At 67.6% G+C, this 15,072-nt stretch carries 12 protein-coding genes and 1 pseudogene; 2 read left to right on the top strand and 11 right to left on the bottom strand.

Translation table 11 applies throughout. The annotated features are described in order from the left end of the window. Positions 1-54: 54 nt before the first annotated feature. Positions 55-690 carry a VldE C-terminal domain-containing protein gene (locus K6T84_RS22385; RefSeq protein ID WP_224860283.1) on the top strand — a complete coding sequence of 212 codons (636 nt, stop codon included), beginning with the start codon at positions 55-57 and terminating at the stop codon, positions 688-690. A gap of 45 nt (positions 691-735) precedes the next feature. On the opposite strand, the gene K6T84_RS22380 is transcribed toward K6T84_RS22385, so the two are convergent. From K6T84_RS22380 to K6T84_RS22360, 5 genes are all read right to left on the bottom strand, one after another. Next, entirely contained in the window at positions 736-1,575 is an 840-nt protein-coding gene (locus K6T84_RS22380) for an SDR family oxidoreductase (protein ID WP_329786860.1), read from the bottom strand. A gap of 84 nt (positions 1,576-1,659) precedes the next feature. Continuing rightward, positions 1,660-2,589 carry a LysR family transcriptional regulator gene (locus K6T84_RS22375; RefSeq protein WP_329786859.1) on the bottom strand — a complete coding sequence of 310 codons (930 nt, stop codon included), beginning with the start codon at positions 2,587-2,589 and terminating at the stop codon, positions 1,660-1,662. Between the two features lie 19 nt (positions 2,590-2,608). Further along, complete coding sequence (locus K6T84_RS22370) at positions 2,609-4,984, bottom strand: CaiB/BaiF CoA-transferase family protein (protein WP_329786858.1); 2,376 nt, start codon at positions 4,982-4,984, stop codon at positions 2,609-2,611. Positions 4,985-4,989: 5 nt separating this feature from the next. Then, complete coding sequence (locus K6T84_RS22365) at positions 4,990-6,186, bottom strand: acyl-CoA dehydrogenase family protein (protein ID WP_329786857.1); 1,197 nt, start codon at positions 6,184-6,186, stop codon at positions 4,990-4,992. 1 nt (position 6,187) lies between these two features. Next, a complete protein-coding gene (locus K6T84_RS22360) occupies positions 6,188-7,291 on the bottom strand; it encodes an acyl-CoA dehydrogenase family protein (protein ID WP_329786856.1) in 1,104 nt (367 codons plus the stop codon). Positions 7,292-7,448: 157 nt separating this feature from the next. Here K6T84_RS22360 and K6T84_RS22355 point away from each other — a divergent pair, with 157 nt between their 5' ends. Further along, complete coding sequence (locus tag K6T84_RS22355; protein ID WP_329786855.1) at positions 7,449-8,915, top strand: acetyl-CoA acetyltransferase; 1,467 nt, start codon at positions 7,449-7,451, stop codon at positions 8,913-8,915. A 3-nt stretch (positions 8,916-8,918) separates the two neighbouring features. On the opposite strand, the gene K6T84_RS22350 is transcribed toward K6T84_RS22355, so the two are convergent. The 6 genes and pseudogenes from K6T84_RS22350 to K6T84_RS22325 all read right to left on the bottom strand — a co-directional run bounded on the left by K6T84_RS22350 (position 8,919) and on the right by K6T84_RS22325 (position 14,974). Then, entirely contained in the window at positions 8,919-9,413 is a 495-nt protein-coding gene (locus K6T84_RS22350; RefSeq protein ID WP_329786854.1) for a TlpA family protein disulfide reductase, read from the bottom strand. 66 nt (positions 9,414-9,479) lie between these two features. Next, a pseudogene (locus K6T84_RS22345) lies at positions 9,480-10,449 on the bottom strand (acyl-ACP desaturase). A 153-nt stretch (positions 10,450-10,602) separates the two neighbouring features. Next, a complete protein-coding gene (locus tag K6T84_RS22340; protein WP_329786853.1) occupies positions 10,603-12,081 on the bottom strand; it encodes a wax ester/triacylglycerol synthase family O-acyltransferase in 1,479 nt (492 codons plus the stop codon). A gap of 17 nt (positions 12,082-12,098) precedes the next feature. Next, a complete protein-coding gene (locus K6T84_RS22335) occupies positions 12,099-13,418 on the bottom strand; it encodes an alpha/beta hydrolase (RefSeq protein ID WP_329786852.1) in 1,320 nt (439 codons plus the stop codon). A 27-nt stretch (positions 13,419-13,445) separates the two neighbouring features. Beyond that, complete coding sequence (gene arsB, locus K6T84_RS22330) at positions 13,446-14,531, bottom strand: ACR3 family arsenite efflux transporter (protein WP_329786851.1); 1,086 nt, start codon at positions 14,529-14,531, stop codon at positions 13,446-13,448. Continuing rightward, positions 14,528-14,974, bottom strand: coding sequence for an ArsI/CadI family heavy metal resistance metalloenzyme (locus K6T84_RS22325; protein ID WP_224860260.1), 447 nt, complete (start codon positions 14,972-14,974; stop codon positions 14,528-14,530). Before K6T84_RS22325 ends, arsB begins: the two co-directional genes overlap by 4 nt. Positions 14,975-15,072 lie beyond the last annotated feature (98 nt).

Below are 15,072 nucleotides of genomic sequence, written 5' to 3'. Positions count from 1 at the left end.
CGGTCGTGGCCGCCGCTTCACCCTGCCCTTGACAAACTTCCCTACATATCAGTCGTGGGCCGACACGAGTTTGCCAGCCAGCGCCGGAAGTCTTCGGCATTGTGGGCTATCGTCATCGCACCAGCAGCCGTTTTCTTTGCTGTGGGCGGCAGTGCTCATCCCGCCGTTTCCAGCGAAGCCGCGCCGGTGGTTGCTGAGGTCGAATCGCCCGGCGGAATGCAGCTGGTCGCGGCGCCCGCCGACTACCTGGAGCGGGGCTCACCTGCCGAGATTGCTGCCGCATCGCGGACGCGGATGGTCTCCCGGTTCCTGCCCGCCGGCGTCGCGCCCGAGCGCGGCCTACAGGTCAGAACGATCCAGGCGGCACGCAGCATCAGCGACGCCTTCCCGGGTATCCACCAGATCGGCGGCGTACGCGCCGACGCACTGCGTTGGCACCCCAACGGGCTGGCGCTCGACGTCATGATCCCCAACCCCGGTAGCGCCGAGGGCATCGCGCTCGGCGACTCGATCGTGGCCTACGTGATGGAGAACGCGGGTCGGTTCGGCATCCAGGACGCCATCTGGCGCGGCGTCTACTACACGCCCGGCGGCGGGGCGCAGCGCGGCGGCTACGGGCATTACGACCACGTTCACGTCACCACCACCGGTGGCGGATACCCCAGCGGCGACGAGGTCTATCTGCGCTGAGCGGGACCGATCGGTGCGACGCCGACGACGCTGGGCGCTGGAGTGCTACGCGGTAGCGGGCCGGTCCAGAAAGAAGTCGATCAGTGGCTCGGTGCCGCCGCCGTAGCCGGAGAAGTCCGTCACGCCGGCCTCGGTGAGCACATCGGCGTCGATGAAGCACTGGCCGGTCACCTCGGCGGCGCGGCGCCGCAGGATCTCCACGGCGGCGTCGGCCATGATCCGCGGGCTCCGTGACTTGCCGATCAGCTCGTCGGCGCCGGGTGAGTTGGCCACCGCGGAGGTGGCGATGTAGGTCTCTGGCCACAGACAGCTGAAAGCGATTCCGGCGTCGGCGTATTCGGCTGCCCAGCCCAGCGACAGCAGCGTCATCCCGTACTTGGACAGCGTGTAGGAGGGGTGAATACCCAGCCAGTACGGGTTCATGTTGAGCGGGGGAGCGATCGTCACCACATGCGGGGCCGCCGAGCGCCGCAGGTGCGGCAGGCACGCCTTGGTCAGCAGGAAGGTGCCGCGCACGTTGATGTCCTGCATGAGATCGAACTTCTTGGCCGACAGCTGCTCGGTGGGTTCGACGGCGATCGCGCTGGCGTTGTTCACGCAGATGTCGATGCCGCCGAATCGGTCGACGGCGGCGTCGATGGCACGCTGGACGTCGTCCTCGTTGCGCACGTCGCCGACGACGGCCAGTGCTTTGCCGCCGGCGGCTTCGATGTCGGCGGCGGCGGTGTGCACGGTTCCGGGCAGTCGGGGGTGCGGTTCGGCGGTCTTGGCCAGCAGCACCACGTTGGCGCCCAGTCGCGCGGCGCCCAGGCCGATCGCCAGTCCGATACCCCGGCTTGCGCCGGAGATCACCAGGGTGCGGCCGGAGAATTCGGTGTGCGCCACCAGTTGACTCCTCGTTGTGTCGACGCGGCTGTCTCGGGCGCAAGCGTGACAGTTTGAGGTGTTTTTGTAAAGTTCGGGCCGGGCTCAGGCGGGGTCGCGCGACGACGCCAGGGTGCCCGCCAACCGCTCCGCCAGGGCCTCGATGCCGGCGGGGTCACCCAAGCGGTCAGGCGCCCAGGCCAACGCGATCTTGACCGGCGGCCAGGTGCTCTCGTCGATGCGGATCAGTTTGAACTCCGGTGGGGAGAAGATCCTGCCGATCGCCGAGGCGGGTGCGTAGCTGAGCAGGGCGACCAGGTGCCGATTGAACACCTGGGTGGCCATCTCCAACTCGCCGCCCAGCTGATTGACCGCCCGCACGATTCGGGTGACGCCTCGCGCGTTGAGTCCGCGCGTCATCTGCGCCAGCACCACGGGATTGGGCCGGGCGAAGTCGATCACGACGTCGCGGTCACGCAGGTCCTCGATCGCGATGACGGAATGCTCTGCCAGGGGATCGTCGAACCGGACCGCGGCGGCGCCCGGGTAGCTGGCCACCACCCGGTAGCGAAGACGTTTGTCTGTGGTCGGCAGGTGAATCAAGCCGAGGTCGATGTTGCCCGAGACCAGTTTGGCGGTGACTTCGGCGGCCGAGCCGGGCACACCGAACTCGGTCGATATCGGCAGGTCGGCGACCGCGGTCTCCAGCCTGGCGAGAAAATCCGAGGGGGCATAGGCGGTGGCACCGATCCGAATCGGGCTGGGTGCCTGGGTGATTCGCGATGCGAGACTCTTGAGATCCTCGACTTGGCGCAGGATCTCGCGTGCCGGGCCCAGCAGTTGTTCGCCCAGCCGGGTCAGCCGCACGTCGTGGTAGGTCCGCTCGAACAGCGGCCCGCCCAGTTCGCGTTCCAGCACCTTGATCTGTTTGCTCAGCGGCGGTGGGGTGATCATCAGGCGGTCGGCGGCGCGTTTGAAATGAAGTTCTTCGGCGACAGCCACGAAGTACCGCAGTCGGGTGAAGTCGATCTCCATCAGCTCGCGCTCGGGCTGGTCAGCGCCCCGAATGCGCCTCCACCGCAGGAACTTCCAGAACACCGCGGCCGATAAGGTCGTCGATCTGTTCGTCGTCGAGATCCAGCAGTTCCGACGCGATCTCGCGGGTCTGCTCCCCGAGCAGTGGCGCCTGCCCGAGTGGGGGATCGGCGATACGGTCGGAGTGGATCTGCACGTTCTCCACCATAAAGGGCACCGTGGCGCGCGGGTGGAGTTCCTCGCGGAAATCGCGTCGCTCGACGTAGTAGTCCCATTCCGGTACCTCGACGGCATGAAGGACCGCGCCGGCCGGTACGCCGGCGGCCTGCAGGTGACCCATCGCGCCGGTGGGGGTGTGCCGGGTTGTCCAGCCGGCAACGGCCTCGTCGATCCGGCAGCGGTGACGATCCCGGCCGGCCCGGGTTTGCAGGTCGGGGTCGTTGCGCAGTTCGGTGTCGCCCATCACCTCGCACAACGCCGCCCAATCGGCGTCGTCGCGAACGGTGACCGCGACCCAGGCGTCGTCGCCGTTGGCGGGAAAGATTCCCCACGGCGCGTCCTGGGCTGTCGGCTCGGTGGGGGTGTGGCCGTGGGTGGTCAGCACTTCGCCGGCGATCTCGGCGGCCAGGTGGCTGAGCATCACCTCGGATTGGGCGATGCTGGCCGATCCGCCGGTGCCGCTGCGTTCGCGGCGCAATAGCAGTGCCACCGCGCTCAGGGCACCGATACGTGCGGCCACGTGGTCGGGGTAGACGGTGACGGTGTCGCAGAAGGTGTCGGGATCTGCCGGGTACTTCCACAGTTCGGTGAAGCCCGCCTTGGCGCGCACCAGCGGGCCGTAGCCCAGCCGTGCCGCCCACGGTCCGGTGGGCCCGTAGGCGGAACTGTCGACCACCACGATGCCGGGGTTGATCGTGTGAAGTGTCGCGTGGTCCATCCCGAGCGCTTGCGCCACACCGGGTTTGAAGTTGGTGAGCACGACGTCGGACTGTTCGGCCAGGCGATGTGCCAGCGCTCGGCCTTCGTCGGTGCGCAGGTCGATTCCGATCGACCGTTTGTTGCGGTGCCCGGCGGCGTAGGTCTGGGTCATCCTGGTCAGGCTGAAACGCAGCCCGTCGGGGAAGGCGGAGTTCTCGATCTTGACGACGTCGGCGCCGAGGTCGGCCAGCAGCCGTCCGGTGTCGCTGCCGACGACGATGACGCCCAGGTCCAGTACCCGCAGCCCCTCCAGGGGGAGACCGTGGTCACCGGGTGCGTGCTCTGTGGCCGCATCGCGGAGCCGGGGGCGCCTTCTGGCGTCGTGTGCTCTGCTGGCGCGGTGTCCGTCGATCTCGACGATGCCCACCGGCACGGGGGCCTCCAACCCCGGCGCAAGCTGCGTATCCCGCAGGAATCCGCGTGCGGCAACCTGTTCGGTGGCCAGCGCTTCGGCCAAGGTGAGCACGGCCGCGGTGGGGACCCGGTGACGCTGCCCGGCGAGTTCGAGTTCCGCGCGGGTCTGCTCGGCGCAGAACTTCTCGATCGCGGAGAACAACTCGGCCGAGGCGACTCGTTCGCGCAGGCTGTTGAACCGCGGGTCGGCGAACTCCTCGGGGCATCCCATCCACTCGAACATGCCCTGCCACTGGCGCTTTGCCAGCAGGCAGATCCGGACATGGCCGTCCTTGCATCTGATGATGGGGTAACGCTGTTGTTCGGCGGCCCAGTCGCGCTGCTGTTCGCTCACCGGCACGCCCGCGGAGGCGCTGCCGGCGGTGCCGAACGGTGGGTCAAGCGTCTGCATCGCGCCTTCGAGCACCGAGAAATCGATCAGATCGCCGGTGCCGCAACGCAACCGGTCCAGATATACGCTGACGACGAACAGGGCCGCCTGAGCCGCCGCCACCTGATACGGCAGGTTCTGCCCTGGCGGCAGCAGCGGCACCCGGCCCGGAATGCCGGACCGGGACAGTTCACTGGTCAAGGCGTGCAGCACCGGCGTGGTGGCCTGCCAGGACCGATAGCTGCTGTCCCGGCCGAAGTCGCTGATCGACAGGATCACCAAGGACGGATGCTGGACCCGGATCTGCCGGATCGCCAGAAGAGCTTCGGCAGACGAACCGGGCCGGGTGTTCTCGATCAGGATGTCGGCGCCTGCCAGCAGCTGCGTCCAGGTCCGTTGGCCGACCGGTGTTTCCGTTTCGATGTCGAGGGTCGGGATGCCGGCTCGGGTGATGGCGGTGCCGATCGGGACCGCGTCGATGTGGGGCCCGATGGTGTCGTCGGCGGTCACGCCGGCCAGTCGCACCGCTGTGACACGGGCGCCCAGATCGGCGAGCAGGTGAGCGACCTCGGTCATCGGCCCGGTGGACAGATCGAGAATCTCGATGCCGGACAACGGCGGGTCGTAGGCCATACCGGTCAGCTCCGCCGGGCCTGCCGGAACGGGATGTCCCGGTCGACTTCGGGTTCCTTGGGCAGGCCCAGTACCCGTTCGCCGATGATGGTGCGCTGGATCTGATCGGTGCCGCCGCCGATCGAGGTGAAGAAGGCGTTGAGCGACAGGAAGTTCACGTCGTCGGACTCCGGGTTGTCCGGGCCCGCCAGCAGTGACTCCGCGCCGATGATCTCGGTCTTGAGCGCCGCCTCGGAGTGCAGGATGCGTGACATCGCGAGCTTGCCCAGCGACATGATCGAACTCGAGCTGCCCTGGCCGGTGGTGGCTTTGGCGCGGGCGTTGTTGAGCTGGTTGAGTTCCCGCAACGCCAGGACGCCTGCCAGCTGCTCGCGCAGCGCGGCGTCGTCGAGGCGGCCGTGCGCGCGGGCCAGCTCGACCAGGCTGTCGGCCTTGGACTTGTTGCGCGAACCGCGGCCGCCGTCGCCCATGATGGAGCGTTCGTAGGCCAGTGCGGTCTGCAGCACCCGCCAGCCGTTTCCTTCCCCGCCAAGGAGGTTGGCGTGCGGCACGGTGGCATCGGAGAGGAACACCTCGTTGAAGTGCGACTCCCCGGTGATCTGTACCAGGGGCCGCACCTCGATGCCGGGCTGGCGCATCGGGATCATGAAGAAGCTCAAGCCCTTGTGCTTGGGCACATCCCAGTCGGTGCGCGCGATCAGCAGGCCGTACTCGGAGGTCGCCGCGCCGGAGGTCCACACCTTCTGGCCGTTGACCACCCAGCGGTCGCCGTCGCGCACGGCGGTGGCGCTCACCCCGGCCAGATCCGATCCGGCTCCCGGTTCGCTGTAGAGCAGGCACGTTCGGGCCCGGCCGGTCAGAAAGTCACGCAGCAGCGCATGTTTGAGGTCGTCGGAGCCGAACGCGAACAGGGTGTTGGCCGGGATGTTGTAGCGGTCCTGGCAGGCTCCCGGAGCCTTGACGGCACGGAACTCCTGCTGAATCACTCCTGCGAGCTGTCGGGGGTAGCCGCGCCCGAACCATTCGGTGGGGTAGGTGGGGGCGGCGTATCCGGCGTCGAGGACCTTCTCGGTCCAGGCGATCTGCTCCGGTGAGCTCACCCAGGGGTCCGCCGAATACGGTAGCGGGGCCCAGTTCCGGGCCAGCCAGTCGCGCACTTCGGCGCGCAGGTCGTCGGCATGCGGTGCGGTATCGGTGGTCATGTCAGGCGCCCTTCGAGGCGAGGTAGCGTTCGCGGTGATCCCGTGAGCTGCCGAACAGTTGGCGGCCGGTGCGGGCCCGCCGCAGGAACAGATGAGCGGGGTGCTCCCAGGTGAAGCCGATACCGCCGTGCATCTGGATGGCCTGCATGGCCGTGGTGTGATAGGCCTCCGCACAGGCGAATCCGGCCAGCGCGACCGCGCCGGCGGCGTCGTCGGGGTCGGTGGCGAACCGCTGCGCGGCGTGTCGAGCGGCCGAGGTCGCCGATTCGACTTCCAACAGCAGGTCGGCCGCCATGTGTTTGAGTGCCTGGAAGCTGCCGATCTGGCGGCCGAACTGGATGCGGGTCTTGAGGTAGTCGACGGTGATGTCGAAGATGCGGCGGGCTCCGCCGGCCTGTTCGCCGGCCAGCGCGATCACCGCCCATGACAGCGCATGTTCGACGGCATCCCAGCCGGCGTCACCGATGCGTCGGGCCGGGGTCTGGGTGAAGGTGAACGTCGAGAGCCGGACCGTCGGATCGAACACCGTAGCCGCGGTGCGCTCGAAACCGGACGCCTGCGGGGTGATCTCGAAGACGCCGAATCCGTCATCAACGGCGGCGATCACCAGCAGCACGTCGGCGACCTGCCCGTCGAGCACGTAGCGGGCGCTGCCGGACAGCAGATGGCCGTCGTCGTCCCGGACCGCCCGCACCGACACCCCGTCCGGCGCCCAGGTGCCACGCGAACCGGTAGCGGCGACGGTGGCGATCGAGGTCCCGTCGGCCAGTGCCGGCAGTAACCGGGCCCTGTCGTCGTCGGTGCCGGCGGCCTGGATCAGCGCCGTGGCGAAGACCGCGCTGGACAGGAACGGGGCCGGCAGCAGGGCTGCACCGGTGACCTCGGCGACCAGTTCCAGTTCTTCGGCGCTCAGCCCCACGCCGCCGTACTCGGCATCGACGATCAGCCCGGTCACGCCCTGGGCGGCCAGCCTGTTCCAGAGGTCGGGATCGAATCCGTGGTCGCCGGCCATTATCCGGCGTACGTGGGCCTCGCTGCAGTGTTCGTCCAGGAGGTCTTTGACCGCGGCGGCCAGTTCGCTGCGCTCGGCCACGCTCATCGTCATCGGTGTTCGCCCTTCCCTGGTGTCGCTCTAATGCAACGTCGGTATCGGCCGGGTGTAAAGCGCACATTGCGACACCTATAGATGTGCCGAACGCTCACCGGTGGGTTTCCGCGCTGGTCGTTTACAGCGCGGGCCGAAGTCAGCCAAGCTGTGGGGCATGAACCCCAGAACCCCGGTGCTGGTCGGCTACGGTCAGGTCAATCAACATGAGGAGAATCCCGGCGCCGAGCCACTGGACCTGATGGAGGCTGCGGCACGCGCGGCAGCTGATGCCAGAGTGCTCGCAGCCGTCGACTCCGTGCGGATCGTCAACGTGTTGTCGTTGCGCTACCGGGACCCGGGCCTGCTGCTGGCGCAGCGCATCGGCGCATCGGGTGCCGCAACGCGCTATACCCCGGTCGGCGGCAACGTGCCGCAGTCGCTGGTGAACCGGTCCTGCCTGGATATTCAGCAGGGCCGCAACGACGTGGTGCTGATCGCCGGGGGTGAAACCTGGCGCACTCGAAGCAGATTGAAGGCCCGGGGCGAGCGGCTCACCGGGACCGAGCAGGACGACTCGGTGCCGACGGCACCCAGTGACCCCGAGTTCGAGATGGCCGGTCCGGCCGAGCTGCGGATCGGCCTGGTCGCGCCGTCGCACGTCTATCCGATGTTCGAGCAGGCGCTGCGGATCGAGGCGGGGGAGTCCAGCGATGCTCACCGGCGCCGGATCGGTGAACTGTGGTCGCGGTTCAGCGAGGTGGCACAGGGCAATCTGCACGCCTGGAGCCGCCAGGCGGTGCCGGCTGAGGAGATCTGGCAGCCTGGGCGAACGAACCGGATGATCAGCTGGCCCTACACCAAGCTGATGAACTCCAACAACATGGTCGATCAGGGCGCCGCCTTGATCCTGACCTCAGTCGAGAAGGCCACTGCACTGGGGATCCCCAGGGAGCGCTGGGTTTTCCCGCACGCCGGCACCGACGCCCACGACACCTATCTGATCGGCGAGCGGGCTTCGTTCGCCGCGTCACCGGCGATCCGGATCGCCGGCCGCCGGGCGCTGGAGCTGGCGGGCGTCGGCGTTGACGATCTTGCGGCCGTCGACGTGTACTCGTGCTTCCCGTCGGCGGTGCAGGTGGCCGCCAACGAGCTTGGGCTGGCCTTGGACGACCCGCGGCGTCCGTTGACGGTCACCGGCGGGCTGACGTTCGCGGGCGGACCATGGAACAACTACGTCTCGCATTCGATCGCGACCATGGCCGAGCGGCTCACGGCCAACCCCGGGCAGATCGGGCTGATCACCGCCAACGGCGGCTACCTGTCGAAGCATAGTTTCGGCGTCTACAGCGCGCAGCCGCCGGAACACGAATTCCGTTGGGAGGATGTGCAATCCACGGTCGACGCGGAGCCGACCGTGGTGGCCGAAGACGGCTGGTCGGGCACCGGCACCCTGGAGACCTGGGCCACGCCGTTCAGCCGCGACGGTGAGCCCGAGAAGGTGTTCGTCGCGGTTCGCACGCCGAGCGGCAGCCGGGCACTGGCGGTGATCGCCGACGCGTCGCAGGCTGCGGCCAGTGTCCGCGAGGACATCGCCGGGGCGAAGGTTGCCGTCACTGCGGACGGAACCGCTGAGCTGGAGTGAGGTCTAGCTGCCCTGAGGTGGGCTGTCGGCACTCTCGGCATGTAGCTGGCCGAGCAGAATCCCGAGGGCCAGATCGTCGATGGCACCGAGGTGTTGGAACCGTAGCCGCCCGGCCCGATCGATCACCAGGGTCGACGGAGTGCCCTGCAAGCCGTAACGCCGCATGGTCACCGGCATCGAGTTGCCATCTTCGTGGCGGTCGATTCCGGCCGGAAAATGAATACCGAACTCGGACAGGAAGACCTTCAGCGCCTCGGGGCCTGTCACCTCGTGATGCTCGAACACCGTGTGCAGACCGATGACCGCGGTCTCCGGGAACATTCGATGCACCCGCTGGGCCTGCGGCAGGCCGTAGCGGATGCAGCCCGGGCAAAGCATCTGAAAAGTCTCGACCAGCACGACGCGACCTCGTAGCGATGCCAGGGGAGAGGGTTGACCGATCCACTCGGCAACGTCGAGTTCGGGCGCGAGGGCGGCGGGTTGGGTGTCTGGGGTCATACCAACCACAGTAGGCCGGGTAGATACGCCTGTCGTGGCGCTGTTCACCCAGCCGCGTGCGGTTCGCTACCCGGCTTTCACCTCTCTGTTTCGCTCGGCACGGGCGAGACGCCGATCGCGTTGTTCCTCGAACCGGATCACCTGGCGCTCAAGACCTTCCAGATACGTAGCCAGCTGTTCACGGCGTTGTTCACCCTGGAACGAAAAATCGTCACGCTCGAAGATCCGCCACTTGCGCAGAGTCGGTCGTACGACTTCGTCGAGATGCTGACGCGGGTCGTAGATCCCGTGTTTGGCCATCAGCACCCCGTTACGTCGGAAGTTCGGCATGCCCTGACCCGGCATCCGAAAGTGCTCCACGACATCGGCAACCGCCTCCAGCGCTTGATCGGGCACTAGATCCAAGGCCGCACCGCAGACATTGCGGTAGAAGATCATATGCAGGTTCTCGTCCGCGGCAATACGTTTCAGCAACTGATCTGCGATCGGGTCGTTACACACCTTGCCGGTGTTGCGGTGGCTCACCCGGGTGGCCAGCTCCTGGAACGTCACATAGGCGATCGACAGCAGGAAGTCGGTCTTGTGCCGTGCCTCTTCTTCGGCAGTGGCCCCGAATCCGTTGGCCACGTGCTGCATACGTGCCTGCTCCAACTCCACTGGGTCGACCGCGCGCGTGACCACCAGATAGTCCCGCAGCGCGATCCCGTGCCGGTTCTCCTCGGCGGTCCAACGACCGACCCAGGCCCCCCAGGCGTCGTCGAGGGAGAAGTGTTCCGCCGCCTCACGGTGATACGACGGAAGGTTGTCCTCGGTGAGCAGATTGGTGATCATCGCCGCTCGGGCGACATCGCTGAGCTGCGACTGCTCGGGCGACCAGTCGGCACCACACCGTACGCGCAAAATTACGGCCACGATCCCAGGGAACGTAGTCATGCGGATTCCATCGCGGCGCTACCGACTCGTGTCGGTTGACGTTGGTCGCCGCAACCGGTTCCAATTCTGTGCGAATCTCCACCTCGGTCAAGTGCCTCGGCATCACGCCCCCTTTAGGTAACCAGAGACGCCCCCCAGCCTGATAGAGCCTATCCCGCCCGAGCACAACAAAGCGCCTCGGGCAGGTCGAATGGGCGAAGTCACAGTCAGAATTAGGCAGGGTGCCAGGGCGGACGACTTCTTGCGGCCGTTGCGGTCAGCCGTGGTGCGCGCGGGCGGCATCGAGCAACTCCGTGACGGCGCCGCTCAGACACTGCTCGTAGACCTCGGGGTCCGGGATGGCCTTGCGGTCGGCGGTGAAGCAGAAGGTCACGCGATTGCCGTAGCTGCCGATGCCGTTGTTGAGGCCCATGCCGTCGAGCACCGGCCCGAGGCCGGTGGTGTCGACCATCTGGGCGCCGCAGAAGTACATCGGGGTGAGCGGTCCGGGGACATTACTCACCAGGGTGTGGGCGGCGACGGTGCGCCCACGCCGGCTCAGGGCGCGCACGGCGGCCCGCTGCACAGTGCCCATCAGCCCGCCGAACGCCTCCTCCGACATCGCCATGAGCGCGCGGACGGGGTGGGCACCCGAGTCCTTGACGTGCGCGGTCGATGTCACGATGCGCGCGAGCCGGTCGAGCGGGTCGGCTTCGTCGGTCGCCATCGTGATGGGCGCGATCGAATACTCATTGCCGCTGGTCTCGGTGCTGGTCGCCGAACTCTTTGTGCCGCTGGCGCGGGTGGCCGTCGGCCGGATCGAGATCGGCATCATCGCCACCATGGCCTCGTCGGGCAATTCGCCCTTGTCCAGGAGGTAGCGGCGGATTGCCCCGCCGACGATGGCGACACCGACGTCGTTGATCGTTGCGTCCGGCAGCGCGGTGCGGATCTCCTTGAGGACGTCCAGCGTCGTGTAGGCGGTGCCGAACACGCGGTGGGGCGACACGACCTGATTGAACCGGGTCGCCTTGGGCAGCGACGCCGGCGATGTCACGGCCGGGTCGCGGGTGTCGGATACCAGCGCGGGCAGTTGGGGCGCCACCTTGCGGACCTGCCGCAGTATGTCGACCGGCCGGGTGGCACCGTGCAGCGCAGCGCGGGTCAGGAGGCTGAGGTCCGACGGGACGGTGTCCGGCTCCCACTGGTAGTCCTCCGGCACCGGCGGTGGGCCCTCGTCTGGCTCGTGACTGTGGATCGCGGTGAGGATCTCCGCGCCGGCGACACCGTCGATGGCGGCGTGGTGCACGCGCAGGAATACCGCGAAGGCGCCCTGCGGCAGGCGGTCGACCCCGTCGAGCCCGTCGATCAGGTACAGCTCCCAGGGTGGCCTGGTGAGGTCCAGAGGCCGGGCGTGGATGCGTGCGATCTGGGTGCACAGCTGCCGCCAGGTTCCGGGCCGCGGCAGGGCGATGTGCCGGACGTGGTATTCCAGGTCGAAGTCGCCGTCTCGGATCCACCAGGGCCGGTCAAGCCCGAACGGCACGTGGATGAGCCGTTCCCGAAAGCTCTCGGCGACGTGGAGGCGTGCACCGATGTAGTCGAGCACCGCCTCGTGGGTGACCGGGTCGTGCGCCCCCGTGCGAGATCCGCTACGCGTCGAGGGGTCGTAGATCCCGACGATGCCGATGGTGTTGTGGGCGGTTGCGGTGTCCAGTGACACCATCGTCCAGTCAGCACTGGAAAGCTGGCGCATGATCCCTCCTCAGCATCTCAGGATTGGTGTCGCAGCCCAGACGAGGTGAGGAACGAAGCGATGTGGTCATCGTAGGCCGTCCCGTGCCACGCGGTGAGGTGCCCGCGTGGGCACCACGCGATCGACGGCTCGTCCCAGTGCCGCCAGAGTTGGGCAGCACCGCGCGGCGGGGCGATCCGGTCCACCTGTCCCGCAACGATGTGGCGCCGCTGGTGGGCTACCAGGCACGGTCTGGCAAGCGGCGAGACGACCCGGTGCACGAGCACCGAGCGGTGGTCGTGCACCTTGCGGTGCAGTCGGCGTTTCGCCGGCGTGACCGGCGCAGCGTTGCGCATCGACGCGGCCAGGTCGTCGGTCGGGACGACGGCGATGAGGCAGGCCAGGTCGCCCTCGAGGGTCGACAGCAGATTGATGACGTACGAGCCCAGCGAAACCCCGAGCAGGCCGACCGATGGCGCCCGCTGGTCTTCGCGCAGCCACTGCAGGAGTCGGCGGACATCCCACACCGCCTGGGTGAGTCCCAGGACGTTGTTCGTCGCGAAGACGTTGGACGCGAACTGCCGTGCAGGGGAGAGGCCGCAGGAGCGTGGTCCGTGTAGCGGCAGGACGGGCAGTGCGACGTTGACGCCGAGTTGGTCGTGGATCCGGCGCACGTGCAGCATCTTGACGTCGGACGGGCGTCCCATCCCTTGTCCGTGGACGACGACCAGCCACGGCCGGGGCGCGCCGGGGTGGCGCAGCAACCGGACCGGCACCCGTTCGTTGGCGCGGAACGTCAGCCAGCGCTCGCCGCCGGGCTCACCCGCCTCTGGTCGCCATCCACTGTCGAAACGGGCGAGGTCCATCTCGGGCGAAAGGGCTTTGATGGCAACGGCGCCCGGCGCGTTCGGGCGCCGGTGCCGAAGCTGGGGGGCATCAAGCCAACCGGCGTCACCGTAGTAGCGGACAGCGGCGTCGAGTTCGGCCGATGCCAGCGTGTAGTGCTCCGCTGCCCCGAGCGACGACAGCAGCGGCATCGGAGCTGCCAACAGCGTGTCGACGGCCGCGGCCACCCCGAGCCCGATCGACGGCTCCGGCACCGGCACCCCGTTGCGCGTGGTGACGCCTCGCCGGCGCGCCGCATCGGCGCGCACAACCTCGCGGGCCCCGGCCACGCCGGCCGCCACCAAGGGTGTGGCCGCGGCGGCCAGACCCAGCCAGTTCGCGCGTCTCACCGCTGCACTCCCGGGGCGTGCCGAGGGCTCGCTGGTCTGCCCGTGGTCCCAATAGACGGGGGACACCGCCATGGAGGCGTCATCGAAGCCCGTCGAGTGGCCGTTGGTTGCCGCTTCCGACACTGCACCAGCCTTGCAGCCTGGTCATGCCTAGCCAGCGTTATCCGCCAAATTCGCCAGGGCGAAGTTCGACTGCAGGGCCAGCGAAGCGTAGACCAGGGCAACCAGTACGGGGACTTCGATCAGGGGGCCGACCACACCTGCCAGTGCTTGGCCGCTGGTGGCGCCCCAGGTGGCGATCGCCACTGCGATGGCGAGTTCAAAGTTGTTGCCTGCGGCGGTGAACGCCAGGGTCGTGGTACGGGCATACCCCAAGCCCAGCGCGGCCCCGAGCAGGTAGCCGCCGCCCCACATGATTGCGAAGTAGGCGAGCAGCGGGACGGCGATACGGATGACGTCGAGCGGTTGGTGGGTGATCTGATCGCCTTGCAGCGCAAAGAGAACCACGATCGTGAACAACAGTCCATACAGCGCCCACGGGCCGATCCGCGGCAGGAACCGGGCCTCATACCAGTTGCGGCCTTTGGCTTGTTCCCCGATGCGTCGGGACAGGTAACCGGCGACCAACGGGATGCCCAGGAAGATCGCCACGGATTTCGCGATCTGCCAGGGGGAGACCTCGATGCTGGTTTGGGGCAAGCCCAGCCATCCGGGTAGCACCGCCAAGTAGAACCATCCCATGGCGGCGAACATGACGACTTGGAAGATCGAATTCAGTGCGACAAGGACGGCGGCGGCTTCTCGGTCGCCGCGGGCCAAGTCGTTCCAGATGATGACCATGGCGATGCAGCGGGCCAAACCGACCACGATCAGGCCGGTGCGGTATTCGGGCAGATCGGCCAGCAGCAGCCAGGCCAGCGCGAACATGACCGCCGGGCCAAGTACCCAGTTGAGCACCAGGGAACTCACGAGCAGTCGGCGATCGGAGGTGACGGTGTCGAGGCGGTCGTAGCGGACCTTGGCCAGTACCGGATACATCATGATCAGCAGCCCGGCCGCGATCGGCAGCGAGATTCCGTCGATCTGCACGACACTGAGCGCGTTGCCCAGTCCGGGGATGAGTCGCCCCAAGCTCAGGCCGGCGGCCATGGCCAGGCCGATCCAGAGCGGCAGCAGGCGGTCCAGGGTGGAAAGCCGTGCCGCCGCGGGGTGGACTGCGGTGGTGCTGTCGGTCATCGGCTTTCCGCCTGGGTGGTGCCACAACACGCCGGTTGCGTTGTGTCCTCGCCCCGCTGCGTGCCGGCCCCAAATTCCTCGGTGTCGGCCAGTTTGGTGTAGATCTCCCAGCGCTCGTTGCCGGGGCCGGTCACCCAGACCTTGTCCTGCGTGGCGAAGCAACAGGTGGTGCCGATCTCTTCTTCGGTGAACAGGCCCGCTTCGCCCAGTCGGGCGATCTCGTCGTGTACGGCATCACTGGTGGCCACCTCGACACCCAGGTGGTTGAGGGTGCCGCCGTGGCCGCGGTTCTCCAGCAGCACCAGCTTCAGTGGCGGGTCGGCGATCGCAAAGTTGGCGTAGCCGGGCTTGACCTTGGCCGGCTCGGTGTGAAACAGCTTGGAGTAGAACGTGATTGCGGCGTCGAGGTCGTCGACGTTGAGGGCGAGCTGAATGCGGGACATGACAATCGCCTTAGGTAGTGAGACATATATCGAACCGGTGGGCGAGACCCAGCATGCTCACCTTTTCGACATATGTCAATATCTGTGGCAGAATACGG

The sequence above is a fragment of the Mycobacterium zoologicum genome, from assembly GCF_020181635.2.
Lineage (GTDB): Bacteria > Actinomycetota > Actinomycetes > Mycobacteriales > Mycobacteriaceae > Mycobacterium > Mycobacterium zoologicum.
This window is presented reverse-complemented; position numbering and strand designations above follow the sequence as displayed.